At 74.3% G+C, this 23237-nt stretch carries 22 protein-coding genes; 8 read left to right on the top strand and 14 right to left on the bottom strand.

Annotated elements, in window-relative coordinates; translation table 11 throughout:
• Positions 1-36: 36 nt before the first annotated feature.
• From IE98_RS0102090 to IE98_RS0102120, 7 genes are all read right to left on the bottom strand, one after another.
• On the bottom strand, positions 37-1389 hold the full coding sequence (locus IE98_RS0102090; protein ID WP_030263077.1) for a formimidoylglutamate deiminase: 1353 nt from the start codon (positions 1387-1389) through the stop codon (positions 37-39).
• The gene (locus IE98_RS0102095; RefSeq protein WP_030263078.1) at positions 1377-2579 is read right to left on the bottom strand and encodes an allantoate amidohydrolase; all 1203 of its coding nucleotides are present in this window, start codon (positions 2577-2579) and stop codon (positions 1377-1379) included. The genes IE98_RS0102090 and IE98_RS0102095 overlap by 13 nt, the downstream gene beginning before the upstream one ends.
• Before the next feature lie 17 nt (positions 2580-2596).
• The gene (hutU, locus tag IE98_RS0102100) at positions 2597-4252 is read right to left on the bottom strand and encodes a urocanate hydratase (RefSeq protein ID WP_030263081.1); all 1656 of its coding nucleotides are present in this window, start codon (positions 4250-4252) and stop codon (positions 2597-2599) included.
• Positions 4253-4455: 203 nt separating this feature from the next.
• The gene (locus IE98_RS0102105) at positions 4456-5073 is read right to left on the bottom strand and encodes an FMN reductase (RefSeq protein WP_030263084.1); all 618 of its coding nucleotides are present in this window, start codon (positions 5071-5073) and stop codon (positions 4456-4458) included.
• Positions 5070-6182, bottom strand: a complete 1113-nt coding sequence (locus tag IE98_RS0102110; RefSeq protein ID WP_030263086.1) for an LLM class flavin-dependent oxidoreductase — start codon at positions 6180-6182, stop codon at positions 5070-5072. Before IE98_RS0102110 ends, IE98_RS0102105 begins: the two co-directional genes overlap by 4 nt.
• An 88-nt stretch (positions 6183-6270) precedes the next feature.
• Positions 6271-6624, bottom strand: coding sequence for a hypothetical protein (locus IE98_RS41905; protein ID WP_159400808.1), 354 nt, complete (start codon positions 6622-6624; stop codon positions 6271-6273).
• Positions 6625-6810: 186 nt separating this feature from the next.
• The gene (locus IE98_RS0102120; protein WP_030263088.1) at positions 6811-7683 is read right to left on the bottom strand and encodes a MurR/RpiR family transcriptional regulator; all 873 of its coding nucleotides are present in this window, start codon (positions 7681-7683) and stop codon (positions 6811-6813) included.
• Positions 7684-7914: 231 nt separating this feature from the next.
• On the opposite strand from IE98_RS0102120, the gene IE98_RS0102125 reads away from it, so the two are divergent.
• Positions 7915-8286: a hypothetical protein gene (locus IE98_RS0102125; protein ID WP_030263090.1), complete on the top strand. Its 372-nt coding sequence runs from the start codon at positions 7915-7917 to the stop codon at positions 8284-8286.
• Positions 8287-8308: 22 nt separating this feature from the next.
• Here IE98_RS0102125 and hutH read toward each other — a convergent pair whose 3' ends face one another.
• Positions 8309-9883, bottom strand: coding sequence for a histidine ammonia-lyase (gene hutH / locus IE98_RS0102130; protein ID WP_030263092.1), 1575 nt, complete (start codon positions 9881-9883; stop codon positions 8309-8311).
• 155 nt (positions 9884-10038) lie between these two features.
• Here hutH and fdhD point away from each other — a divergent pair, with 155 nt between their 5' ends.
• Positions 10039-10860, top strand: coding sequence for a formate dehydrogenase accessory sulfurtransferase FdhD (fdhD, locus tag IE98_RS0102135; protein ID WP_030263094.1), 822 nt, complete (start codon positions 10039-10041; stop codon positions 10858-10860).
• A gap of 22 nt (positions 10861-10882) precedes the next feature.
• Here the strand turns inward: fdhD and IE98_RS44170 are convergent, their stop codons facing one another.
• From IE98_RS44170 to IE98_RS0102155, 4 genes are all read right to left on the bottom strand, one after another.
• Positions 10883-11254: a hypothetical protein gene (locus tag IE98_RS44170; RefSeq protein WP_052390030.1), complete on the bottom strand. Its 372-nt coding sequence runs from the start codon at positions 11252-11254 to the stop codon at positions 10883-10885.
• Between the two features lie 361 nt (positions 11255-11615).
• Positions 11616-13478, bottom strand: a complete 1863-nt coding sequence (locus tag IE98_RS41915; RefSeq protein ID WP_234443378.1) for a sensor domain-containing diguanylate cyclase — start codon at positions 13476-13478, stop codon at positions 11616-11618.
• An 89-nt stretch (positions 13479-13567) separates the two neighbouring features.
• Positions 13568-14656: an adenylate/guanylate cyclase domain-containing protein gene (locus IE98_RS0102150; RefSeq protein ID WP_030263098.1), complete on the bottom strand. Its 1089-nt coding sequence runs from the start codon at positions 14654-14656 to the stop codon at positions 13568-13570.
• 143 nt (positions 14657-14799) lie between these two features.
• Positions 14800-15672, bottom strand: coding sequence for a biotin--[acetyl-CoA-carboxylase] ligase (locus IE98_RS0102155; RefSeq protein ID WP_030263100.1), 873 nt, complete (start codon positions 15670-15672; stop codon positions 14800-14802).
• Between the two features lie 316 nt (positions 15673-15988).
• Between IE98_RS0102155 and IE98_RS0102160 the strand changes: the two genes are divergently transcribed.
• Together IE98_RS0102160 and IE98_RS0102165 are read left to right on the top strand one after the other, a co-directional pair.
• Positions 15989-17581: an acyl-CoA carboxylase subunit beta gene (locus IE98_RS0102160; protein WP_030263103.1), complete on the top strand. Its 1593-nt coding sequence runs from the start codon at positions 15989-15991 to the stop codon at positions 17579-17581.
• A gap of 24 nt (positions 17582-17605) precedes the next feature.
• Complete coding sequence (locus IE98_RS0102165; protein ID WP_030263104.1) at positions 17606-17824, top strand: acyl-CoA carboxylase subunit epsilon; 219 nt, start codon at positions 17606-17608, stop codon at positions 17822-17824.
• 111 nt (positions 17825-17935) lie between these two features.
• On the opposite strand, the gene IE98_RS0102170 is transcribed toward IE98_RS0102165, so the two are convergent.
• Positions 17936-18361, bottom strand: coding sequence for a DoxX family protein (locus tag IE98_RS0102170; RefSeq protein WP_030263106.1), 426 nt, complete (start codon positions 18359-18361; stop codon positions 17936-17938).
• 230 nt (positions 18362-18591) lie between these two features.
• Between IE98_RS0102170 and mmpB the strand changes: the two genes are divergently transcribed.
• Both mmpB and IE98_RS0102180 read left to right on the top strand, forming a co-directional pair.
• Positions 18592-18717 carry a morphogenic membrane protein MmpB gene (mmpB, locus tag IE98_RS51830; protein WP_263105079.1) on the top strand — a complete coding sequence of 42 codons (126 nt, stop codon included), beginning with the start codon at positions 18592-18594 and terminating at the stop codon, positions 18715-18717.
• 75 nt (positions 18718-18792) lie between these two features.
• Positions 18793-19392: a nucleoside triphosphate pyrophosphatase gene (locus IE98_RS0102180; RefSeq protein ID WP_030263108.1), complete on the top strand. Its 600-nt coding sequence runs from the start codon at positions 18793-18795 to the stop codon at positions 19390-19392.
• A gap of 31 nt (positions 19393-19423) precedes the next feature.
• Here IE98_RS0102180 and IE98_RS0102185 read toward each other — a convergent pair whose 3' ends face one another.
• Positions 19424-20167: an alpha/beta fold hydrolase gene (locus IE98_RS0102185; protein ID WP_030263110.1), complete on the bottom strand. Its 744-nt coding sequence runs from the start codon at positions 20165-20167 to the stop codon at positions 19424-19426.
• Positions 20168-20419: 252 nt separating this feature from the next.
• On the opposite strand from IE98_RS0102185, the gene IE98_RS0102190 reads away from it, so the two are divergent.
• Together IE98_RS0102190 and IE98_RS0102195 are read left to right on the top strand one after the other, a co-directional pair.
• On the top strand, positions 20420-21166 hold the full coding sequence (locus IE98_RS0102190; RefSeq protein ID WP_030263112.1) for a hypothetical protein: 747 nt from the start codon (positions 20420-20422) through the stop codon (positions 21164-21166).
• 224 nt (positions 21167-21390) lie between these two features.
• Positions 21391-23163, top strand: coding sequence for an acetyl/propionyl/methylcrotonyl-CoA carboxylase subunit alpha (locus IE98_RS0102195; RefSeq protein ID WP_030263115.1), 1773 nt, complete (start codon positions 21391-21393; stop codon positions 23161-23163).
• Positions 23164-23237 lie beyond the last annotated feature (74 nt).

The raw sequence follows: 23237 nt of genomic DNA on the forward strand, positions 1-23237 counted from the left end.
ACGCCGGTGGGGGCGCCGCCCCCACCGGCCGGGTGCCTACGTCCCGAGGGAGGTGATGGCGGTGCGGAGGGCGGCGGGGACGTCCTGGACGAGCTGGTGGATGCCGTCCTTGACGATGTGGCGGCCGCCGACGACCACGTGGCGGACGTCCGCGGCGGTGGCCGCGAACACCGCGGTCTCCGCCCCGAGCTGCGGCCCGGGCCCCGCGGTGCGGACGCTGTCCAGGGCGACGGCGGTGAAGTCGGCGAGGGCGCCGGCCTCGATCCGGCCGGCCTCGGGCCAGCCGAGGGAGGCGTGGCCGTCCTCGGTGCCGGCGCGGAGCAGGGCGTTCGCCGTCCAGTGGCCGCGGGTGCGGGTCCGGAGCCGCTCGTTGAGCTCCAGGGCGCGCGCCTCCTCGAAGGGGTCGATGATCGCGTGGCTGTCGCTGCCGAGGCTGACCGGGCAGCCGGAGCTCGCCAGCCGGCGGGCCGGGCCGATGCCGTCCGCGAGGTCCCGTTCGGTGGTGGGGCACATGCAGATGGTGGTGCCGGAGTCGCCGAGCAGCCGGACGTCCTCGTCGGTGAGGTGGGTGGCGTGCACCGCGGAGGTCCGGGGGCCGAGCACGCCGTGGTCGGCGAGCAGGCGGGTGGGGGTGACGCCGTGGGCGGTGAGGCAGGCGTCGTTCTCCGCGGTCTGCTCGGAGAGGTGGACGTGCAGCGGGGCCTTCCGCATGGCCGCCCAGTGCGCGACGGTGGCCAGCTGGTCGGCGGGCACGGCGCGGACGGAGTGGACGGCGGCACCGATCCGGGCGTGCTCGGTGGGCTTGAGGGCGTCCGCGCGGGCGGCCCAGGCGTCGGCGTCGCCGTCGCTGAACCGCAGCTGCGGCTTGGTGACCTCCTCGCCGAAGCCGGAGGAGAGGTAGCAGGTGTCGAGCAGGGTGATCCGGATGCCGGCCCGGTTCGCCGCCTCGACGAGCGCGAGGCCCATCGCGTTGGGGTCCTCGTAGCGGCTGCCGCCGGGCGCGTGGTGCAGGTAGTGGAACTCGCCGACGGCGGTGATGCCGGCGAGGGCCATCTCGGCGTAGACGGCGGTGGCCAGGTCGAGGTAACTGTCCGGGTCGAGGGCGCCGGCGAAGCGGTACATGGTGTCGCGCCAGGTCCAGAAGGTGCCGGAGCCGACCTGGACGTGGCCGCGCAGCGCCCGGTGGAAGGCGTGCGAGTGCGCGTTGGCCTGGCCGGGCAGCAGCAGGCCGCCGAGCCGGACGGCGCCGGGCGGGCAGGGGCCGCTGTCGGGGGTGACGTGGCCGATCCGCCCGCCGGGCCCGACGGTGATCAGCACGTCCTTCTCGACGACGGTGCCGCTGGCGTGCGGCAGCCAGGCGTGCTCCGCCCAGTACGTCAGCCCTGACATGCGAGGTCCTCCAGTACGTCGGCGAGCGCGGCCACCCCCGCGAGGCAGTCGTCCTCCTCGGCGTGCTCCGCCGGGGAGTGCGAGACTCCGCTCGGGTTACGTACGAACAGCATGGCGGTCGGAATGGCCGAGGCCAGGATTCCGGCGTCGTGTCCCGCACCGGTCGGCAGCACCGGGACGTGGCGGCCGTCCGCGCGGCCGATGACGCGGGCGAGCCGGTCGCGCAGCGGTCCGTCGAAGTCGACGACGGGCGTGTACGACTCGCGGGTCAGCTCGACCCGGACGCCGTCGCGCTCGCCGCGCTCGTGTGCGGCCCGCCGGATCTCCTCGACGACCTCGTCCAGGGTGGCCTCGTCGGCGGCGCGGGAGTCGAGCCAGCCGCGGACGAGGGAGGCGATGGCGTTGGTTCCGTTGGGCTCGACGGCGACCTTGCCGAAGGTGGCGAGGGCGCCGGCCAGCTTCGCCTTCTTCCGGGCGGCGAGCACGGTGTTGGCGTAGGTGAGCATCGGGTCACGGCGGTCCTCGATGCGGGTGGTGCCGGCGTGGTTGGCCTCGCCGTGGAAGTCGAACCGCCAGCGGCCGTGCGGCCAGATCGCGCTGGCCACGCCGACGCTCTGCCCCTCGGCCAGGTAGCGGCCCTGCTCGACGTGGAGTTCGACGAACGCCCCGATGCGGCCGAGCCGTTCGCGGTCGGCGCCGATGGCGTCGGGGTCGTACCCCGCCTTCTCCATGGCGTCGGGCAGCCGGGTGCCGTCGGCGTCGCGCAGGGCGTGCGCCTGTTCCTTGGAGAGCACGCCGGCGGTGAGCCGGGAGCCGATGCAGGCCACGCCGAACCGGGCGCCCTCCTCGTCCCCGAAGTTGACGATGGCCAGCGGCTTGGTGAACTCGACCCCGCGGGCGCGGAGTTCGTCCAGGGCGGCGAAGGCGGAGACCACGCCGAGCGGGCCGTCGAAGGCGCCGCCGTCCGGCACGGAGTCCAGGTGCGAGCCGGTGACCACGGCGCCCTCGCCGTGCGGATCGCCCAGCCAGGCCCACTGGTTGCCGTTGCGGTCGAGTTCGTGATGCAGGCCGCGGTCGCGGGCCTGCTGCTCGAACCAGGCCCGGCATTCGGCGTCGGCGGAGTTCCAGGCGAAGCGGCGGTAGCCGCCGGACGGGGCGGAGCGGCCCACGGGGAGCAGCTCCGCCCACATCCGCTGGAAGGTGTCGGTCACAGCTCGCCCATCGGGACGCGCACGCCCCGCTCGCCGGCGACCTCGACGGCACGGTCGTAGCCGGCGTCGACGTGCCGGATGACGCCCATGCCCGGGTCGTTGGTGAGCACCCGGCGGATCTTCTCGCCGGCGAGGGCGGTGCCGTCGGCGACGGTGACCTGGCCGGCGTGGATCGAGCGGCCGATGCCGACGCCGCCGCCGTGGTGGATGGAGACCCAGGAGGCGCCGGAGGCGACGTTGACCATGGCGTTGAGCAGCGGCCAGTCGGCGATGGCGTCGGAGCCGTCGAGCATGGACTCGGTCTCGCGGTACGGGGAGGCGACGGAGCCGCAGTCGAGGTGGTCGCGGCCGATGACGATCGGCGCGGACAGCTCGCCGGAGGCGACCATGTCGTTGAAGCGCTCGCCGGCCTTGTCGCGCTCGCCGTAGCCGAGCCAGCAGATGCGCGCCGGGAGGCCTTGGAAGTGGACCTTCTCCTGGGCCATCTTGATCCAGCGGTGCAGCGACTCGTTCTCCGGGAAGAGGTCGAGGACGGCCTTGTCGGTCTTGGCGATGTCCTGCGGGTCGCCGGAGAGCGCGGCCCAGCGGAACGGGCCCTTGCCCTCGCAGAACAGCGGGCGGATGTAGGCCGGGACGAAGCCGGGGAAGGCGAACGCCCGGTCGTAGCCGGCGAGCTGGGCCTCGCCGCGGATCGAGTTGCCGTAGTCGAAGACCTCGGCGCCGCGGTCCTGGAAGCCGACCATGGCCTCGACGTGCCTGGCCATCGACTCGCGCGAGCGCTCGGTGAACTCGGCGGGCTTCTCCGCGGCGTAGGTGGCCATGTCGTCGAAGGCGACGCCGACCGGCAGGTAGCTCAGCGGGTCGTGGGCGCTGGTCTGGTCGGTGACGATGTCGATCGGGGCGTCCATCGCGAGCAGCTGCGGGACGAGTTCGGCGGCGTTGCCGAGCAGGCCGATGGAGAGCGGCTGCTTCTTGTCCCGGGCGGCGGTGGCGAGTTCGAGGGCGTGGGCGAGGCTCGATGCCTCGACGTCCAGGTAGCGGTGCTCGATCCGGCGGGCGATCCGGGAGGGGTCGCAGTCGATGCAGATCGCGACGCCGCCGTTCATGGTGACGGCGAGCGGCTGGGCGCCGCCCATGCCGCCGAGGCCGGCGGTCAGGGTGATGGTGCCTTCGAGGGTGCCGTTGAACTTCTTGTCGGCGACGGCCGCGAAGGTCTCGTAGGTGCCCTGGAGGATGCCCTGGGTGCCGATGTAGATCCAGGAGCCGGCGGTCATCTGGCCGTACATGGTGAGGCCGAGCGACTCCAGGCGCCGGAACTCCTCCCAGTTCGCCCAGTCGCCGACCAGGTTGGAGTTGGCGATCAGAACGCGCGGCGCCCACTCGTGGGTCTGCATGACGCCGACCGGCCGGCCGGACTGCACCAGCATGGTCTCGTCCTGCTTGAGGTTCTGCAGGGTGCGGACCATGGCGTCGTAGGAGCGCCAGTCGCGGGCCGCCTTGCCCGTGCCGCCGTAGACGACGAGCTTCGACGGGTGCTCGGCGACCTCCGGGTCGAGGTTGTTCATGAGCATCCGCAGGGCGGCCTCCTGCTGCCAGCCCTGTGCGGTCAGCTGCGTCCCCCGTGCCGCGCGCACCTCGCGCGGGCCGCTCACCTGGTCCACCATGCCTCCGGCCTCCTTGCGGATGAATTCATTCAGGCTTACCGAGACTGAATATATCCAGTCATCCACTCGGAAGCCAGACCTCAGCACCAATCGGACCAGGATCCGTCCCGCCCCGCGCGGCGGCACGCCCCCGGGACACGACGGCGGGCGGCCGGGCCGTGAGGCCCCGCCGCCCGCCGTGGATCGTGCCGTCAGCCCGCGCGCAGCGCCGCCAGCTGCTGCGCGAAGGGCACCACCTCGGGCTCGGCCCGGGGCCGGGGCGGGCGGACGGCCAGCAGGTCGGCGAGTTCGCCGCCGGCCCGGGCGATCCGCGGACCGAGCCCCTCGGCGTCGCCGCCCGGACCCCAGTCCTCGGAGGCCGCGAACACCGCGGTCGGCACCACGACCGCCCGCAGGTGGGCGAAGAGCGGCCGCAGCGCGTGCTCCAGGGCCAGCGAGTGCCGGGCGGTGCCGCCGGTCGCGGCGATCAGCACCGGGGTGCCGGTCAGCGCCTCCCGGTCGAGCACGTCGAAGAAGGACTTGAACAGGCCGCTGTACGAGGCGCTGAAGACCGGCGTGACGGCGATCAGGCCGTCCGCGGCCTCCACCGACTCCAGGGCGGCCCGCAGCTCCGGGCCGGGGAAGCCGGTCACGAGGTGGTCGGCGATCGGCCGGGCGAGGCCGCGCAGTTCGACCACCTCGACCTCGACCTCCCGCCGGCCCTCCAGCGCCGTCCGGACGGCGCCGGCCAGGCGGTCGGCGAGCAGCCGGGTGGACGAGGGGACGGACAGGCCGGCCGACACGGCGACCAGCTTGAGCGGGGCGGTCATCGGGCCTCCTCGGGGGTGTTGTCGGCGGTCTCGGCGGCCTCCCGCTGCGCGAGCAGCGAGGCGTGGGTGGGGGCGTCCGGCACGGAGGCCGGGCGGCCGGAGGCGAACTCCTTGCGCAGCACCGGGATCACCTCTTCGCCGAGCAGGTCCAGCTGCTCCAGCACCGTCTTCAGCGGCAGGCCGGCGTGGTCGACCAGGAAGAGCTGGCGCTGGTAGTCGCCGAAGGACTCGCGGAAGGTGAGCGTCTTGTCGATCACCTGCTGCGGGCTGCCGACGGTCAGCGGGGTCTGCTCGGTGAACTCCTCCATCGACGGGCCGTGCCCGTAGACCGGGGCGTTGTCGAAGTACGGGCGGAACTCGCGCACCGCGTCCTGCGAGTTGCGGCGCAGGAAGACCTGCCCGCCGAGGCCGACGACGGCCTGCTCCGCGGTGCCGTGGCCGTAGTGCGCGTACCGCTCGCGGTACAGGTCGACCAGGCGCTGGAAGTGCTCCTTCGGCCAGAAGATGTTGTTGGCGAAGAAGCCGTCTCCGTAGTACGCGGCCTGCTCGGCGATCTCGGGGCTGCGGATCGAGCCGTGCCAGACGAACGGCGGGACGCCGTCCAGCGGGCGCGGGGTCGAGGTGAAGCCCTGCAACGGGGTGCGGAAGCGGCCCTGCCAGTCGACCACGTCCTTGCGCCACAGCTCGTGCAGCAGCGCGTAGTTCTCGATCGCGAGCGGGATGCCCTGGCGGATGTCCTGGCCGAACCACGGGTAGACCGGGCCGGTGTTGCCGCGGCCGAGCATCAGGTCGACCCGGCCGTCGGCCAGGTGCTGGAGCATCGCGAAGTCCTCGGCGATCTTCACCGGGTCGTTGGTGGTGATCAGCGTGGTCGAAGTGGAGAGGATCAGCCGGTCGGTGCGGGCCGCGATGTGGCCCAGCATGGTGGTCGGCGAGGACGGCACGAACGGCGGGTTGTGGTGCTCGCCGGTCGCGAAGACGTCCAGGCCCACCTCCTCGGCCTTCAGCGCGATCGCGACCATGGCCTTGATCCGCTCGTGCTCGCTCGGTGTGCGGCCGGTGGTCGGGTCCTCGGTGACGTCGCCCACGGTGAAGATCCCGAACTGCATGGCTCTCACTCCCCAGATCGTTCAGCTTTCAACTACATGGGGCTGAACGACCCCGCCGCGGCGGCTATTCCCGCCGCGTCCGACCGGCTCAGGCGGCCGCGCCGCCCTCCCAGTCGATGCCGATCTCGGCCAGCCAGGCGCGGTCCCGGTCGTCGAGGGCGGCCGGCTCCCGGCCGCGCTCGCCCCCGCCGGTCTCCCGCGACTCCCGGGCGGGCGGCCGCGGGATCTCCTGGACGGGGCCCAGCCCGTACCGCTCGGCGGCCTCCGCGGCGGCCCGCTCGGCGGCGGTCGGCTCGGTGATCCCGATGTGCACGGCGGACTCGTCGCCCGCGTCCAGCACGGTGATGCCCGGGTCCGGCGGGCGGCGCAGCACGATCCGCCGGCCGCAGGTCGGACAGGACCACTCGTCGGCCCCGTCGGCCAGCCGCGCGGTCGGTGTCATCTGGTGGATCACTCGCATCCCGTTCACCCCCGTCCGGCCCGCGACCGGGCCCTGTCTGGGGGATGCCCGCTCCCGGGCGGGCGCCAACCCGTCGAAACGCGCACAGTTGCACGTCGCGCGCCGCCGGGTGCCCCCGTGCACCTGCGCACGCCGGGAGACGGGCGGGAGACGGAGACGGGACCGCGGCTACTCCAGGAACAGCCCGCGCGCCGTCGCCGACTGCTCGATGGCCTCCAGTCGGGCCTCGGCGCCGGGGATCTCGTCGCACATGGTCTGCAGCAGCACCCGGCCGAGCATCATCGGTGCGCAGGCGGTGTCGAAGACCAGGCCGGTGCCGACCGCGGCGGGCAGCATCAGGTCGGAGAGCCTGGCGACCGGCGCGAAGGCGCTGTCGGCGACCGTCACCACCGTCAGCCCGCAGTCCCGGGCGGTGATCAGGGCCTCCATCAGCTCCCGCGGGTAGCGGGGCAGGGCGAAGCAGGCCAGGGCGGTGGCGCCGGCCGAGGCGGCCTGCTCGATCCGGTCGGCCAGCATCGAGCCGCCCTCGTCCAGCAGCCGGACGTCCGGGTGCACCTTGGAGGCGAAGTAGGCGAAGCCGTGCGCCTGGGCCGAGGCGGCGCGCAGGCCGAGCACCGGCAGCGGCCGGGAGGCGGCGAGCAGCCGGGCGGCGCGGACGATCGGCTCCGGGTCGGCGAGCAGCTCGGCGAGGTGGCGCAGGTGCTCGATCTCGGCCAGCACCGCCAGCTGGTGCTCGTTGCGGACGGCGTCCGCGGGGGTCTCCGCGGACGGCGCGGACTCCCCCGCGCCGAGCTCGCGCAGCTGCTTGCGCAGCGCCGGGTAGCCGTCGTAGCCGAGGGCGACCGCGAAGCGGGTCACCGAGGGCTGGCTGACCCCGGCCAGCTCGGCCACCTCGACGCTGGACAGGAACGGCGCCTCGGTGGCGTGCCGGACGAGGGAGTGCGCGATCCGGCGCTGGGTGGGGGTGAGCCGGTGGCCCTCGAACAGCTGGAGGAGTCGGGCCGAGGGGCCCGCGGTGCCGGTCTCGTCCAGGGCTGTCATCGGCGGTTCCTCCGGGCTCGTGAGCGGTGCGCACCGTTGGCGACGGCGGCTGGGACGACTGTCGCGCAGTCCTGGCATGTGGGCAACGGTGTTTCGCGGGTCGGGACGGTCCCCGCGGCCGGCCCCGGGGTCGGGGTCGTCCCCGGGGTCACCCCGAGACGGCCCTGACCCGTCCCCGAAATCGCGCTCCGGCGGTGGACCCCGGCCCCCGGGCGCGGCCAGGCTGAGGCCATGGACCTCTCGAAGGACGACCTCGCGCGTGACCTCGACGCCGCCGTGCAGACCCGCAAGGAGCTCGGCAAGGAGTACGAGGCGGAGATCGTCGACTCCTTCCTCGCGCGCCTGGACGAGCGGCTCGACGCCCGGGTCGAGCAGCGCGTGACCGAGCGCCTCGGTGCCGCCGAGCCGGTGCGACGGCCCGGGAACCCGCAGTTCAAGGTGCAGGTGCTCTCGCTGGTGATGGGCATCCCGCTGTCCGCGATCGCCGCCGAGAGCGCCCGGCTGCCCGGCCTGATCGTCTGCTGGGCGGGCATCGTCGGCATCAACATCTCCTCCGCGCGGGCCGGCCGGATCCGGGAGCGGCGGCGGGACGGCCGGTACTGAGACCGGCCGTCCCGTCGGGGCGTCAGGCCAGCGGGCCGGTGACCCGCTCGACCGCGGTGACCAGCGCGCCGGAGGCGACCAGCGCGGCGGCGGCCTCCAGGTCGGGCGAGAGGAAGCGGTCCCGGCCGGGGCCGCCGACACCGGCCTCGCGGGCCGCGGCGATCGCGGCGGCGGTGGCCGGGGCGAGCGGGCCGCTGCCGCCCTCGGCGCGGATCTCCAGCGCCCGGCCGGCGGCGACCAGCTCCACGGCCAGCACCCGGGTCAGGTTGGCGACGGTCTGGCGCAGCTTGCGCGCGGCCGACCAGCCCATCGACACGTGGTCCTCCTGCATCGCGGAGGACGGGATGGAGTCCACCGAGGCCGGGACGGCGAGCCGCTTGTTCTCGCTGACCAGGGCGGCCTGGGTGTACTGGGCGATCATCAGGCCGGAGTCCACGCCCGGGTCGTCGGCGAGGAAGGCCGGCAGGCCGTGCGAACGGGCCTTGTCGAGCAGCCGGTCGGTGCGGCGCTCGGAGATCGAGCCGAGGTCCGCGGCGGCGATGGCGAGGAAGTCCAGCACGTAGGCGACCGGGGCGCCGTGGAAGTTGCCGTTGGACTCGACCCGGCCGTCCGGCAGCACCACCGGGTTGTCGACGGAGGCGGCGAGCTCGCGCTCGGCGACGGTGCGGGCGTGCGCGACGGTGTCGCGGCCGGCGCCGGCGACCTGCGGGGCGCAGCGGATCGAGTAGGCGTCCTGGACGCGCGGGGCGTCGTCCTGGTGGTGGCCGGTCAGGCCGGAGCCGCTGAGCACGGCCAGCATGTTGGCGGCGGAGAGCGCCTGGCCGGGGTGCGGGCGGATCGGGGCGTGCAGCTCGGGCGCGAGCACCCTGTCGGTGCCGAGCAGTGCCTCCAGGCTCATCGCGGCGGTGATGTCCGCGGTGGTGAAGAGCTTCTGCAGGTCGGCGATGGCCATGACCAGCATGCCGAGCATGCCGTCGGTGCCGTTGATGAGGGCGAGGCCCTCCTTCTCCAGCAGCTCGACGGGCTCGATGCCGGCGGCGGCGAGCAGCTCGGCGGCGTCCTTCTCCACGCCGTCGGGGCCGAAGGCGGTGCCCTCGCCCATCAGCACCAGGGCGCAGTGCGAGAGCGGGGCGAGGTCGCCGGAGCAGCCGAGCGAGCCGAACTCGCGGACGGCGGGGGTGATGCCGGCGTTGAGCAGGGCGGCCATGGTCTCGGCGACCAGCGGGCGGACGCCGGTGCGGCCGGAGGCGAGGGTCTTCATGCGCAGGAAGACCAGGGCGCGGACGACCTCGCGCTCGACCACCGGGCCCATGCCGGCGGCGTGCGAGCGCACCAGGGAGCGCTGCAGCTGGGCGCGCAGCTCGGGGCTGATGTGCCGGACGGCGAGGGCGCCGAAGCCGGTGGAGACGCCGTAGACCGGGCGCGGCTCGGCCGCGAGGGCGTCGATCCGGGCGCGGGCGCCGGCCATCTCGGCGAGCGCGTCCGGGCCGATCTCGACCCGGGCGTTGCCCCGGGCGACGGCGAGGACGTCCTCGGCAGTGACGTCGGCCTTGCCGACCTGGACCAGTGGCGCGTCGGGGGCCACAGCACCGTGCATATCCATATGCACAATGAGATCAGGTGAATGAGAATCTGACAACCGCTGGCCGGAACGTGTTCTGCTGCCACCGGGGACCGACCGCGGCCAGGATTTCCGTCCGGACGGGGCGGTGCCGCAGGCTGGGTACAGCGGACACGGGATGCGGAGGGTCGATGGCACGGGCGACGGTACGGCGCCGGGTGGTCCGGCTGCGCGGCAGCGAGACGGGCGTGCGTCCGGACGCGCTGGCGGCCGAGGAGCCGCTGGAGATACGGCTCGGCGGCGAGCCGCTGACCGTCACCATGCGCACCCCGGGCCACGACTTCGACCTGGTCGCGGGCTTCCTGGTCGGCGAGGGCGTCGTCCACCGCACCGAGCAGCTGGCCGCCCTGCGCTACTGCGCGGGCACCGACGACGAGGGCGTCAACAGCTACAACGTGGTGGACGCGGCGGTGCGCGGCGACGCGGCCCCGCTCTCCGGGCACCGCAACCTGCTCACCACCAGCGCCTGCGGACTCTGCGGCCGGGACACCGTGGAGGCGGTGCGCACGCACAGCCGCTGGCCGGTCGACCGGGACCCGCTGCGGGTCACCCCCGCCCTGCTCTACGCCCTGCCGGAGCGGCTCCGCGCGGCGCAGCGGGCGTTCGACTCCACCGGCGGGCTGCACGCGGCCGGGCTCTTCGACGCCGGGGGCAGGCTGCTCTGCGCCCGCGAGGACGTCGGACGGCACAACGCGGTGGACAAGGTGGTCGGCTGGGCCCTGCGCGAGGGCCGGCTGCCGCTCACCGGGCACGTGCTGCTGGTGAGCGGGCGGGCCTCGTTCGAGCTGACCCAGAAGGCGGCGCTGGCGGGCGTCCCGCTGCTGGCCGCGGTGTCGGCGCCGTCCTCGCTCGCGGTCGAGCTCGCCGAGGAGCTGGGCCTGACGCTGGTGGGATTCCTGCGCGGCGAGAGCGCCAACGTGTACACCGGTGCGGAGCGGGTGGCGACCGGCTGACGGACCGCCACCCGGCGCTCCGTCAGCTCCTGCGGCGCATCGCCATCACGACGACGACGATGACGATCAGCACGATGCCGAGGATCACGACGCCGATCACGATGCCCACGACGGTGCCGAAGAAGCTCTTCTTCTTCTTGGACTTCGACTTCGACTTGGACTTCGCCACGTTGGTCTTCTGCTTGGACGCCGCCGGGGCGAGGGCGGGCGCCGCCGCCTGACCGAGTGCCCGGGCCTGCGTCGGCGCCTGGGCGGGCGCCTGGGCCGGGGCCTGCTGGACGGCCGCCGCGGGTGCGGTGCGGGGCGTCGCCGCCGCGGCCTCGCCGCCGGCGAGCGCCGAACCGCCGACCGCCAGTGCCAGTGCGAGCAGTGCCCCCGCCAACTTGGTGCGCATGGTCCCTCCCAGGTCCCCCGATGCTGTGCGGCCACTGTCGCAGCCGCGGCCCACGGGGCACAGCCCCCGCGCGGCCCCTGTGGCCCAGCTGTGACGTACCCCGTGCGGCCCCGTCGCAGCCGCCCCCGTCGGATGCCCCGCCGCAGCGATTCCACTCCCCCGAGGGCAGGCAGCGCCCCGGGGGCGCGTGGGGGCACCTCCCGGCCGAAGGCTGGGGGAGGGCTGGGGGAGAACTGCGCAATCGGGGAGCGGCGCTCCGGACGGATCCGGCTCAGCCCTCGCGTGCACGGTGGCCCGCATCCGAATCGCGCGGTTCCCCGCGCCCCTGGGGCTGCCCCGAGCGCCGCCTTGGAAGCGGGCGTCAGTCCGGCGGTGGGGAGGTCGGGCCGGAGAGGGCGACGGCGACCAGGGCGCGCAGGGCGGCGGCGATCTGGCCGAGCGGCAGGGTGGTGTCGTCGGCGAAGAGTTCGACCAGCCAGCCGCCGGCCGGGTTGGGGCCGCCCGCGGCGACCATCCCCTTGTAGCCGCTGACCACCATCACGGCCTCCTCGGACGGGTCGTTGCCCGCGGCCCCGGCCCGCAGGGCGAAGCCGCCGCCGCGGGCGGCCCGCCGGGTGAGCGGGTAGTGCCGGAGGTCGAACACGGCGTCCGGGGCCTCGATCTGGGCCCGCTGGGTGGCGGCGCCGGTGCTGCTCGGGCCGCTGGTCATCCGGTACACGGCGTGCTGCGCGGTGCGCATCAGGTGCGAGCCGGGCGGCACGTAGGAGACCCACCAGGCGACGGCGTCGAGCAACCGGGCGGAGGTCTCCGCGACGGTGACCAGCCGGGCCAGGGTGTCGGCGGGGTGGCTGGTGCGGTGGACCTCGTTCTGGTCGAGCGCCGCGAGCACGGTGGTGAGCAGCTGGCCGGGGTCGGCGCTGCGGGCGGCGCCGCGGAAGCGCCGCCGGTCGCCGTTGCCGCGCTGGCCGGGGCCGCCGCGCCGGCCGTCGGCCCGGTGGTGCGGGTCGGCGGCGTCGGCGAGCAGCACGGTCGGGTCGGGCGAGAAGCCGGGGCCGTGGCTGCGGCCGGCCACCACGGGGTGGGCGGCCCGGGAGGCCTTGGCGCGGTACTGGGCCGCGTCGGCGAGCCGGAAGAGCCGGTCGGCGGTGGAGACCGGACCGATCGAGTCGCCGGTGGAGGCGACGCCGCAGGCGACGCCCTCGCCCTCGGTGAGCTGCAGGGCGCGGGCGCAGAGGTCCTCGGCGACGGCGACCACCTCGTCGGCCTTCTGGCCCTCGACGAGCAGGCAGAACTCGTCGCCGCCGAGCCGGGCTGCGAGGCTGCCGGGCAGTTTGGCGGCGCAGAGCGACAGCTGGTGGGCGAACCGTTCCAGCAGCCGGTCGCCCATCTCGTGGCCGAGCTGGTCGTTGACCCGCTTGAGGCCGTTGACGTCGCAGACGACCAGGCTGACGACGGTGTTGTCGCGGTTGTGGGCCTGCAGTGCGCCCTCCAGCCGGGCGTCGACGGCGCGCCGGTTGGCGAGGCCGGTGAGCGGGTCGGTGAAGGCGAGCCGGCGCAGGTCGGCGAGGCGCTCGGTCTGCGAGAGGCCGGCGGAGATCTGGGCGGCGAGCAGGGTGGCGTAGTCGACGTCGCCCTCGTCGAAGACCGGCCGGCCGGCGGTGCGGGCGAGGTAGAGCTCTCCCCAGGCCTGGCCGTGCAGGACGATCGGGGCGACCAGGCAGCACTCGCGGCCGCGCCGGCGCAGTCCGGCGGCGCGCTGCAGGCAGAAGGCTCCGGCGGCCGGGTGGTCCGGCGCGGGGCCGGGGTCGGTGTCCTCGGCGGTCTGGACCCAGGCGCGGGGCAGCCGGCCGGTCGTCCAGTGCTCGTCGAGGTAGGTGACGATCTCCGGGAAGTCGGCCACCGGGTAGGACTCGTCCTCGGGGAACTCCTCCTCGCCGGCGGCGAGTTCGCCGTAGTTGGCGAGCACCCGGAGCCGGCCGGACTCGCGGTCCCAGACCGAGACGGCGGCCATGGTGGCCTCCAGTGCTGCGGTGGCGCGGACGGCGGCGGCCCGGACGGCCTCCAGCGGGGTCAGCGCCCCGGCCATGTCGTGGGCGAGTTCGACGACCGCGCGCAGCCGCACGTCCGGGGTGGCAGGGGGTCGGCCGGCGCCGTCCGCCGTGCTGTCCGCCTCACCGCTCAACCGGATCGCCTCGTCCCTTGGTCCGCCCTGGTGCGCATCCATCCTGGACCAAGATTATGGCGATTTGGTAAGGCATTGCCCGATTTGTCAAGGTGAAATCGCGGCGGTTCGCGGCAGGCGGCGGCCCGCGGTCACTCCGGGTCGTGGCTCCGGGTGAGCAGCCAGGGCTCGACCAGGCCGAGGCCGCGGACGGGGCGCCGCCACATCGGCTGCAGGTGGAAGGGGAAGCCGCCCTCGGCCTGCCGGCCCGCCGGGTCGTCCGGCACGTGCGGCGGGACGGCGCCGGTCTGCTCCAGCGCGGTGGCGAACTCGCCGTCGACGAGGACCGCGTCCCGCGGGGCGATCGAGGTGAGCCGGCTGGCCAGGTTGACGGTGGTGCCGAAGACGTCGCCCATCCGGGAGGTGACGGTGCCGAAGGCCATGCCGACCCGCAGCGCGGGCATGGTGTCCTCCTTGGCGAGTGCCTCCACCAGGCTGAGGGCGATCTCGGTGGCGACCGCCGGGTCCTCGGTGACGTAGAGGATCTCGTCGCCGAGGGTCTTGACCACCCGGCCGCCCTGGCCGGCGATGAGGTCGGAGCAGGTGGTCTCGAAGGTCTCGACGAGCGAGCCGAGTTCCTCCTCCTCCAGCCGGCGGGAGAGCCGGGTGAAGCCGACCAGGTCGGCGAAGCCGACGGCGAGCCGGCCGCTGGTGATCTCGTTGTCCTCGGCGGCGTGCACCACGCGGCCGGTGACGGCGGCGAGCTGGCGGCGCCAGACGTACACCAGGAACTGTTCGAGCTCGGGCAGCAGCAGCTCGGTGAGCGGGTAGGCGACCTCGGCACGGGTGAGGCCGGGCTCGACGGCCTGGGTGAGGTTCTCCAGGAAGGTGTCCATCTGCCAGCCGGCCAGCCGGGAGGTGGTCTGGCCGGTGGAGCGGGCGACCTGGATCGCCATCGGCTCGCTGAGCAGCCCGGACTCGATGAGGCCGGCGAGGCGGCGCAGGGCGATCACGTCGTTGTCGGTGAGCGCCCGGGACTGGCCGATGTCGGGAAAGCCCATCGCCCGCCAGAACCGTGTGGCGAGTTCCATCGGGACGTCGGCCGCGCGGGCGGCCTGGTACGGGGTGTACTTGCGCGGGGCGTCGAGGATCAGCCGTTCCAGGTCCAGCGCGACGGTGCGCTCGCCCGCCCCGCCCGTGCCGTGGCCGCCGTTGCCGTCGCCCGATTCCTCGCCTGCCACCGGTCCATCCCCGTGCGGTCGCCGCACTTCCTCTTGTCCTGCCTGTCAAGGGCGGCCGACCACCCGGGGGTAGTGGCGCGCCTCACACCGCTGCCAGGTGGAATGTTCGCACGGAATCCCGCGATCCGGGGCATCCGTCCGGATCAGGCGGAGTCCGGACGCTCCGGGCGGACGTGCACCACGTCCCCGGCGGCGACCGGGTGCCGGGTGCCGTCCGGGGTGCGGACGACCAGCCGCCCGTCGCCGTCCACCGCGACGGCCTCGCCCGCGAGTTCGCGCTCGCCCGGCAGCTGCACCCGGACGGGGCGGCCGAGCGTGGTGCAGCGGGCGGTGTACGCGGGCAGCAGGCCGCTCGCGTGCGGGTCGCCGGCCGCGGCCCGCCACTCGCCGTAGAGCTCGGCGAACTCGCGCAGCAGGCCGCGCAGCAGGGTCTGCCGGTCGGTGACGGTGCCGCCGGCGAGGGCGAGCGAGGAGGCGGTGGGCACCGGGAGCTCCTCGGCGCGCAGCGAGACGTTGATGCCGAGTCCGGCGACGACGGCGCCGCCGGAGAGCTCGGTGAGGATGCCGCCGATCTTGCGCTCCTCGCCGCCGACGGTCACCTGCAGGTCGTTCGGCCACTTGAGGCCGGTGTCGAGTTCGGTGATCCTGGCGACGGTCGCGGCCGCGGCGACGCCGACCAGGATCGGCAGCCAGCCGTACCGCTCGACCGGGACGCCGGTGGGGCGCAGCAGCATCGACAGGAAGAGGCCGGAACGCGGCGGGGCGCTCCAGCGGCGCTCCATCCGGCCGCGGCCGGCGTTCTGGGCCTCGGCGACGAGCACGGCGCCCTCGGCGGCGCCGGACCGGGCCCGGGCGGCGAGGTCGGTGTTGGTGGAGCCGGTCTCGGTGACGACGTCGAACGAGGTCCACAGGCCGCCGGGGACGACAAGGTCGCGGCGGAGGGCCGCGGTGTCCAGCGGGGGGCGCTCCAGGTCCGTCCAGGGGGAGGGTCCGGCGCTCTGGCCGAGGCCGCGCAGGCCGCTGCGGCGGGGACGGGTGGGCTCGGGCTGATCGGCGTCGGTCACCTGGCCAGCCTACCGACGGGGCCGCGCGGCGCCCGTTGCGGCGCAGGGGGCGCGGGGGCCGTCCGGGGGTGCGCGCGGGGCCGTCCGGGCGCCCCGGCCACAGGCCGTCCCATCGTGCCGCAGAAGGGCGGGCCGACACACTGTGTCGCTGGCCATAACACGATTCGCGCGCGGCTGGCTACGCTACTTGGCGGTAGTCGCAGTGCCGCCCTGCCCTCGTGCCGTCGTCGGCTCCGGGAGCGGCCAAGGACCAGGGAGAGCCACCTCAATGACCGAGGCGCCGTACGACCCCCACACCACCGCCGGGAAACTCGCCGACCTGCGGCGCAGGATCGACGAGGCGGTGCACTCCGGCTCCGCCGCGGCCGTCGAGAAGCAGCACGCCAAGGGCAAGCTGACGGCGCGTGAGCGGGTGGTGGAGCTGCTGGACGAGGACTCGTTCGTCGAGTTCGACGAGTTCGCCCGGCACCGCTCGACCAACTTCGGCCAGGAGAAGAACCGGCCGTACGGCGACGGCGTGGTGACCGGCTACGGCACGATCGACGGCCGTCAGGTCGCCGTCTTCGCGCAGGACTTCACCGTCTTCGGCGGCTCCCTCGGCGAGGTGTTCGGCGAGAAGATCGTCAAGGTCATGGACTTCGCGCTGAAGACCGGCTGCCCGGTCATCGGCATCAACGACTCCGGCGGCGCCCGGATCCAGGAGGGCGTGGTCTCGCTCGGCCTGTACGGCGAGATCTTCCGCCGCAACGTGCACGCCTCGGGCGTCGTCCCGCAGATCTCGCTGATCATGGGCCCCTGCGCCGGTGGCGCGGTGTACTCCCCCGCGATCACCGACTTCGTGGTGATGGCCGACCAGACCTCGCACATGTTCATCACCGGCCCGGACGTCATCAAGACGGTCACCGGCGAGGACGTCGGCATGGAGGAGCTGGGCGGCGCCCGCACCCACAACACCAAGTCGGGCAACGCGCACTACCTGGCCGCGGACGAGAAGGAGGCGATCGAGTACGTCAAGAACCTGCTGTCGTACCTGCCCTCCAACAACCTCTCGGACCCGCCGGCCTACCCCGAGCAGGCCGACCTCTCGATCACCGACGAGGACCTCGAACTCGACACCATCGTGCCGGACTCGGCGAACCAGCCGTACGACATGCACAAGGTGATCGAGCACGTCCTGGACGACGGCGAGTTCCTGGAGACCCAGCCGCTGTTCGCCGGCAACATCATCACCGGCTTCGGCCGGGTCGAGGGCCACCCGGTCGGCATCGTCGGCAACCAGCCGATGGACCTGGCCGGCTGCCTGGACATCGCCGCCAGCGAGAAGGCGGCCCGCTTCGTGCGGACCTGCGACAGCTTCAACATCCCGGTGCTGACCTTCGTCGACGTGCCCGGCTTCCTGCCCGGCACCGGCCAGGAGTGGGACGGCATCATCCGCCGCGGCGCCAAGCTGATCTACGCCTACGCCGAGGCCACCGTGCCGCTGATCACCGTGATCACCCGCAAGGCCTTCGGCGGCGCCTACGACGTCATGGGCTCCAAGCACCTCGGCGCCGACCTCAACCTGGCCTGGCCGACCGCCCAGATCGCCGTCATGGGCGCCCAGGGCGCGGCCAACATCGTCTACCGCCGCGAGCTGGCCGAGGCCGCCAAGGCGGGCGAGGACGTCGACGCCCGCCGCGCCGAGCTGGTCGCCGAGTACGAGGACACCCTGCTCAACCCGTACCTGGCCGCCGAACGCGGCTACGTGGACGCGGTCATCGCGCCGAGCGAGACCCGCCGGCACATCGTCCGCGGACTGCGGGCGCTGCGCGGCAAGCGGGAGACGCTGCCGCCGAAGAAGCACGGCAACATTCCGCTGTAGTCCGTTCCGGGAGAGGATCGACCCATGGCCCCCATCCAGGTGCTGCACGGACAGCCGACCCCCGAGGAGCTGGCCACCGTCCTGGCGGTGGTCCAATCCCGGGCCGCCGCCGCTCAGGCCGCCGCCGAGGCGGCCGGCCGGGCCGGCGGCCCGGTCTCCCCGTGGCGCGACCACGCGCGGAAGATGCGCACCCTGCCGGCCCCCGGCCCCGCCGCCTGGCGGACGTCCGGCTGGGCCCGCTAGCGACCGAGCCGCCGGACGGCCCGGTGCACCGCCCCCTTCGCGGGGCGGCGCACCGGGCCGTTCTGCGTTCCGCGGTCTGCGGTCCGCGGTCCGGGTGCTGCGGCGGGCCGGTCAGCCCGTGGCGACCGGCCGGCGGCCGAGCAGGCCGTCCAGCGCCACCGCCCCCGGGCCGATCACCGCGATCAGCAGGAACACCCAGGCGAACAGCGCGGCCGGCTCGCCGCCGTTCTGCATCGGCCAGAGCGCGTGCTCCTGGTGCACGGAGAAGTACGCGTAGGCCATCGAGCCGGAGCAGACGACGGCGGCGGCCCGGGTGGCGAGCCCGACCAGCACCAGGGCGCCGCCGACGAGCTGGATGACCGCGGCGTACCAGCCGGGCCAGGACCAGGCCTCGACGGTGCCGCCGCCCCGGCCGGCGGCCGGGACGCCGAACAGCGAGGCGGCGCCGTGGGCCGTGAACAACAGGCCGGTGACGACGCGGAACAAGGCCACCGCATAGGGGCGGACGGCCTCTGATCTGACGGACGAACGGGACACGGTACGTCTCCTCGGCTGGAACCTGCGGAAGCCGGACGCCGGTGGGCGCCCGGGGAGTCCCTGACCTGGCGGCGCTGCCGCGTTCTCCGCCCGCACGGATCATGAACGCGACAAGTCGTCCGGACCATTGGAGGGCCGCCCGGGCCGCGCGTCAAGGGTTCCGGACGGGGCCGGAGGGTTTGAGTACGCGTACTCAGGCGCCGTCCGCGGCTCCGGCGCAGGCTGGTGAGGTGCTCTGGTCAGATCCCCGCGACGAGCCCTCCCCCGAAGCGCGGAGGGCGCAGCGGATGCTCCGCCGCGCCGGCCTGCTGCTGGCGGTCCTCGGCTTCGTCGCGGCCGTGCTGCTGGTGCGGTAGCGGCCCTCCGGCACACGGGACGGGCTCAGGGCCGCGCGCCCCGTCGCCCTGCCGACACCCCCTAGGCTGGGCGCCATGACCGATCGCCGCACCCTCGTCCTCGCCTCCGCGTCCCCGGCCCGGCTCGGGCTGCTCCGCCAGGCCGGCCTCGACCCGCAGGTCCGGGTCAGCGGGGTCGACGAGGACGCCCTGACCGCCGCCACCCCCGCCGAACTCGCCCTGGTGCTCGCCGAGGCGAAGGCCAAGACGGTGGCCGCCGGCCTCTGCGGCGGCGAGCTGGTGATCGGCTGCGACTCGGTGCTGGAGCTCGACGGGCAGGCGCTCGGCAAGCCCGCGGACGCCGCCGAGGCACTGGAGCGCTGGCGGTCGATGCGCGGGCGGGCGGGCGTGCTGCAGACCGGCCACTGCGTCGTCGACACGGCGACCGGCCGGCAGTCCTCGGCGACCGCCTCGACCACGGTGCGCTTCGGCACCCCGGACGACGAGGAGGTCGCCGCCTACATCGCCTCCGGCGAACCCCTGCACGTGGCCGGGGCGTTCACCCTGGACGGCCGCTCGGCGCCCTTCGTGGAGGGCATCGACGGCGACCCGGGCAACGTGATCGGCCTGTCGCTGCCGCTGCTGCGCCGCCTGCTGGCCGATCTGGGCGTGCGGATCACCGACCTCTGGGTCTGAGACCCCGCGCGCCGGCCCCCGCCGGCCGCCGTCAGCCCTTCGGCGGCGCGGTGCGGGCCAGGAAGGCCAGCACGTCGGGCAGTGCGCCGTCGGAGAGCAGCGGGGCCCCGTGGTGGGCGCCCGGGTAGATCTTGAGCTGCTTGTCCTTCGCCGCGGCCGTGTCGTGCAGGGCGTGCGCGTAGTCGGCGAAGGGCTGGTCGCCCTGCTCGGCGGCGAACAGCACGGGCACGGTGAGCCGCTTGACTGCGCTGCTCGCGCTGTCGCCGCCGAAGGACTCCGCCGAGCTCAGCGAGACCACCGCGGCGGGCGGCAGCGCGAGGTCCGGCAGCGAGCCGGCGACGATCGAGCCGGTGCCGCCCTTGGACGCGCCGACCAGCACCAGCCCGGCGACGCCCTTCGTCTTCAGGTAGCCGGCGACCTGCTGGATGTTGTCCGAGACGTTCCCGTTGGCGGTGTAGGGCAGCACCGCGTAGCCGGCCCCGGTGAAGGCGTCCAGGTAGGGGATCCAGTCGCAGAGGCTGCCGCCGTTCTGGTGCGAGAGGACGACGGCGGTCCTCGCGCCGCCGGCGTCGGAGTCGCGGAAGTAGGCCCGCACCGGCGCGAGCCCGTCGACGGTGACCGAACCCTTGGCGGCCTGCTCCGCGGTGAGGCAGCCGTACCCGTCCGGGGCGCTCGCGGCCGCGGGCCCGGGCGCGCCGCCGCCGGAGGAGCAGCCCGCCAGCGCCGCAGCCGCCGTCAGCACGGTCGCGAGCCGTACCGCCGTGGTGGTCCGCATCACATCGACTCCCGGGGTCCGGGGCGGCCGGCCGCCGCCCGACGGGGCGTCACGCTAGGGGGAGCCGCAGGCGGCGTCAATGGTCCATACCAGTTCCCATCGGCGGCAACGCGAAGCGGAACGGTCCGCTCCGAACAGTGCCCTGCGGAATCGGACAGAACCGGGGGCGAACTACTGTCGCGGCGGGCCAGCCCGGCCCCGTACCGTCCCCCGATAGGCTGACGCAGCCGTCGGCCGGAAGGAGCGGGGGACATGACCGACAGCGTCCTCAACGTGGTGCTCGGACTGGTGGCGTCGGCCATCAGTGCGGGCATCGGCTGGCTCGCCCAGACCGTGCGCCGCAGGCGCCGGCTGGAGCGCACCCAGCGGTTCTTCGGCATGCCGGAGGGCACCGAGTGCCTCCTGGTGGTCAACCGGGACGCCGGGGCTCGCGCCTCCACGGCCGTCGCACGCAACGACGTGTACGCGCTGATGGAGCTCGCCGCCCTGGTGCGCGAGTGCGGGGCACGGGCCGAGATCGTGGCGCACGACCAGGTGCGCCAGGGGCTCGGCGCCAAGGCGGAGTTCTGCCTCGGCGGCCCGTCCAGCAACAACCGGACGGCCGCCCACCTGGCGTCCTGGCTGCCCGGGGTGTCCGCCGCCGCGGGGGACACCGACCTGACGATCACGGTGGGCGACAAGGAGTTCCCGCTCTCCCGGCCCGTCCAGGAGGGCGTGCCGGTGTACGCCCTGCTGGCCAGGGTGCACGCCGGATCGGGCGACCGGCCGGTGTTCCTGATATCCGGTCAGACCTCCACGTCCAACCACGCGGCGGTCCGCTACCTGGCGGCCAACCACCGCGCACTGGCGCGGCGGCACGGCGCGGACAGCACGTTCGTCGTGGTACTGAAGGTGGTCAACCCCGGGGCGTACGGTCCGGACGTGGTCGAGCTCGCCGCGGAGGTCACCGCCGAGGCGACCGCCAGGCCGGCGCCGGCGGCCGCCACGGCCGCGGCCTGACCTCCGTGTGGCGAAGGCCACGGGCCGGCACCGACGGCCCGGGGCCGCTGCGCGCCGCGACGGACCGCGACGCGTAGCGTCTCTACCAGCGGGGTCTGCCGCTGCGTGGTCGCGTGATCACGAAATCGGGTGACGCTCCGTGTGGGCTAGCTCACCACCAGGGACTACTCGCCGGTAGTGCCCTCAGATCCCTAGACTCAACGAGGTTCAAGAAGGGAGCCACAGTGCGCAAGGTGCTCATCGCCAACCGCGGAGAGATCGCTGTCCGCGTCGCCCGGGCGTGTCGGGACGCCGGTATCGCCAGCGTCGCCGTCTACGCCGAGCCTGATCGGGACGCGCTGCACGTCCGCGCGGCCGACGAGGCCTACGCGCTCGGCGGCGACACCCCCGCGACCAGCTACCTGGACATCGCCAAGGTGCTCAAGGCGGCCGCCGACGCGGGTGCGGACGCCGTCCACCCCGGTTACGGCTTCCTCTCCGAGAACGCCGACTTCGCCGAGGCCGTGATCGCGGCCGGTCTGATCTGGATCGGCCCGCCGCCGCAGGCCATCCGCGACCTCGGTGACAAGGTCACCGCGCGGCACGTCGCCCAGCGCGCCGGCGCCCCGCTGGTCGCCGGTACGCCGGAGCCGGTCTCCGGTGCCGACGAGGTCGTCGCGTTCGCCACCGAGCACGGCCTGCCGGTCGCCATCAAGGCGGCGTACGGCGGCGGCGGCCGCGGCCTGAAGGTCGCCCGCACGCTCGAGGAGATCCCCGAGCTGTACGAGTCCGCCGTCCGCGAGGCGGTCGCCGCCTTCGGTCGCGGCGAGTGCTTCGTCGAGCAGTACCTGGACAAGCCGCGGCACGTCGAGACCCAGTGCCTGGCCGACCAGCACGGCAACGTGGTGATCGTCTCCACCCGCGACTGCTCGCTGCAGCGCCGCCACCAGAAGCTGGTCGAGGAGGCCCCCGCGCCGTTCCTGACCGACGAGCAGAACGCGGAGCTGTACCGCGCCTCCAAGGCCATCCTCCGCGAGGCGGGCTACGTCGGCGCCGGCACCTGCGAGTTCCTCGTCTCCCAGGACGGTCTGATCTCCTTCCTGGAGGTCAACACCCGTCTGCAGGTCGAGCACCCGGTCTCCGAGGAGGTCACCGGCATCGACCTGGTCCGCGAGATGTTCCGGATCGCCGACGGCGAGGAGCTCGGCTACGACGACCCGGAGATCCGCGGTCACTCGATCGAGTTCCGCATCAACGGCGAGGACCCGGGCCGCAACTTCCTGCCCGCCCCGGGCACGGTCACGCTGTTCGCCCCGCCGTCCGGCCCGGGCGTCCGCCTGGACGCCGGCGTCGAGACCGGCTCGGTCATCGGCCCCGCCTGGGACTCGCTGCTCGCCAAGCTGATCGTCACCGGTGCCACCCGGCAGCAGGCCCTGCAGCGTGCCGCCCGCGCGCTGGAGGAGTTCAAGGTCGAGGGTATGGCGACCGCCATCCCGTTCCACCGCGCGGTGGTCGTCGACCCGGCGTACGCGCCCGAGGTGCACGGCAGCGACGCGCCGTTCTCGGTCTACACCCGCTGGATCGAGACCGAGTTCCAGAACACCATCCCGCCCTTCGCCGGGGCCGGCGCCGAGGGCGAGGAGGCCGAGGGCCGCGAGACCGTCGTCGTCGAGGTCGGCGGCAAGCGGATCGAGGTCTCGCTGCCGTCCTCGCTGGGCGTCGCGAGCGCCCCGGCGGCGACCGGCACCAAGGTCGCCAAGCGCCGCGTCGGCGCCAAGAAGGCGGGCGCCGCGGTCAGCGGCGACACCCTCGCCTCGCCGATGCAGGGCACCATCGTCAAGGTCGCCGTCGAGGAGGGCCAGGTCGTCGCGGAGGGCGAGCTGATCGTCGTCCTGGAGGCCATGAAGATGGAGCAGCCGCTCAACGCCCACAAGGCCGGCACCATCGTCGGCCTCAAGGCCGAGGTCGGCGCGAGCGTCAGCAGCGGCGCCGCGCTCTGCGAGATCAAGGACAACTGACCCCGCGTCGGTCGTCGGGAGGCCGGCCCGCACCCCTCGGGTGTGCGGGCCGGCCTCCGGCCGTTCCGGGCCGG

Source organism: Streptomyces sp. NRRL B-24484 (assembly GCF_000717715.1).
Taxonomy (GTDB): Bacteria; Actinomycetota; Actinomycetes; order Streptomycetales; family Streptomycetaceae; genus Kitasatospora.